The sequence below is a fragment of the Nocardiopsis halotolerans DSM 44410 genome, from assembly GCF_000341065.1.
Lineage (GTDB): Bacteria > Actinomycetota > Actinomycetes > Streptosporangiales > Streptosporangiaceae > Nocardiopsis > Nocardiopsis halotolerans.
In genome coordinates this window covers 1-1842 of the sequence record NZ_ANAX01000091.1, presented here as the reverse complement: position 1 = coordinate 1842, position 1842 = coordinate 1, and the positions used below count along the sequence as shown (strand labels likewise).

Annotated in this window: 2 protein-coding genes; both read left to right on the top strand. The window is 71.0% G+C overall.

The window, feature by feature from the left end:
- A partial coding sequence (locus D455_RS0107235) for a DUF4429 domain-containing protein (protein WP_017570080.1) occupies positions 1-727 on the top strand: 727 nt, incomplete at its 5' end.
- 156 nt (positions 728-883) lie between these two features.
- Positions 884-1840, top strand: a complete 957-nt coding sequence (pip, locus tag D455_RS0107230) for a prolyl aminopeptidase (protein ID WP_017570079.1) — start codon at positions 884-886, stop codon at positions 1838-1840.
- Positions 1841-1842: the final 2 nt, after the last annotated feature.

Below are 1842 nucleotides of genomic sequence, written 5' to 3'. Positions count from 1 at the left end.
GGCCAGCCGCAAGCACGGGTGGCGGCTGCGGCTGCGGCTGGTGGAGGACACCGACCCCTACGCGCTCCTGGGCGCCCCCGGCAGGGACGCGCTCACCCCGCTGATGATCACCGGCCCGCACGACGGTGAGCTCCTCGCCGAGTACTACTCCGAGCAGATCGCCGCCTCGGCCCGTTTCGCCCGCGAGACCCGCACCGGGGAGATCGATCCGCGCGAGGTCGCCCGGGGGCTGGTGGCCCGGGCTCCCCTCCAGGTGCGCACCGCCGAGGGGTCGGCCTCCTTCGACGGCACCCGTGTACGCCTTCAGTGGGACGGCTGGCTGGCCAGCACGGTCAAGGAGAAGGAGAAGTCCCGCGACTACCAGCTGTCCGAGATCGAGTCCGCGCACTGGTACCCGCCGGTCGACGTCACCGAGGGCTACCTGCGCATCGTGCTGCGCGGGGTGACCATCCCCAAGGCCACGGCTCTGGAGAACGACCTCTTCACGCTGGCCTCGCACGGCTCCAAGGGCAGCGAGGAGACCCTGCTGATGGCCGCCACCATCAACGCCCACGTCGAGGCGGCGGAGGACCCCCAGCAGGAGCACGCCGCGCTCGAAGCACCGGCCGGCGACGGCGGCGAGGCGATCTTCGCCAAGATCCGCGAGCTCGGACGGCTGCACGCCGAGGGGCTGCTCACCGACGAGGAGTTCAGCGCCAAGAAGGCCGAGCTCCTCGACCGCATCTGACCGTGCCCGGCGCGTCTTCACGCCCGGCGGAGGTCTGAGGAGCCGTACCCTCTCCTCGTCGTTCTCCGACAGGCGTCCGCCGGACACCCCGGCCACGACGCCCGTCTCCACCGGGGTCCCCCGGGGAGGAAACACGTCCACGAAAGGGTCCACGCTGTGCGTACCTTGTACCCGCCCATCGAGCCGTACGACTCGGGGATGCTCGACGTCGGCGACGGGAACCGCGTCTACTGGGAGCTGTGCGGCAACCCCGCGGGCAAGCCGGTGGTGTTCCTGCACGGCGGTCCCGGCGGCGGCTGCACCCCCGACCACCGGAGGCTCTTCGACCCGGAGCGGTACCGGATCCTGCTGTTCGACCAGCGCAACTGCGGCCGTTCCACCCCGCACGCCAGCCAGATGGACGTCGACCTGTCCGCCAACACCACGTGGGCGCTGGTGGAGGACATGGAGCGGCTGCGCGAGATGATCGGCGCGGAGGTCTGGCAGGTCTTCGGCGGGTCCTGGGGCAGCTGCCTGGCGCTGGCCTACGCCCAGCGGCACCCCGAGCGGGTCAGCGAACTGGTCGTGCGCGGCATCTTCACCCTGCGGGAGGAGGAGCTGCGCTGGTTCTACCAGGAGGGCGCCTCCCAGCTCTTCCCCGACCTGTGGGAGTCCTACCTGGCGCCCATCCCCGAGGAGGAGCGCGGCGACCTCATCGCCGCCTACGCGCGTCGTCTCAACTCACCGGACCGGGGGGAGCGCCTGGCCGCCGCGCGCGCGTGGAGCGTGTGGGAGGGGTCCACGGTCACCCTGCTGCCCAACCCGGAGCTGCGTGAGCACCACGCGGACGAGGACTACGCGCTGGCCTTCGCGCGGATCGAGAACCACTACTTCGTCAACAGGGGGTTCCTCGCTCCGAACCAGCTCATCGACGGAGCGGAGAAGATCCGGGACATCCCCGGCGTGATCGTGCAGGGCCGCTACGACGTGTGCACCCCGGCCCGGACCGCCTACGACCTGCACAAGGCGTGGCCGGAGGCGGAGTTCCACATCGTGGATGACGCCGGGCACGCGTTCAACGAGCCCGGCATCCTGAACCACCTGATCGAGGCGACCGACCGCTTCGCGGGATAGGC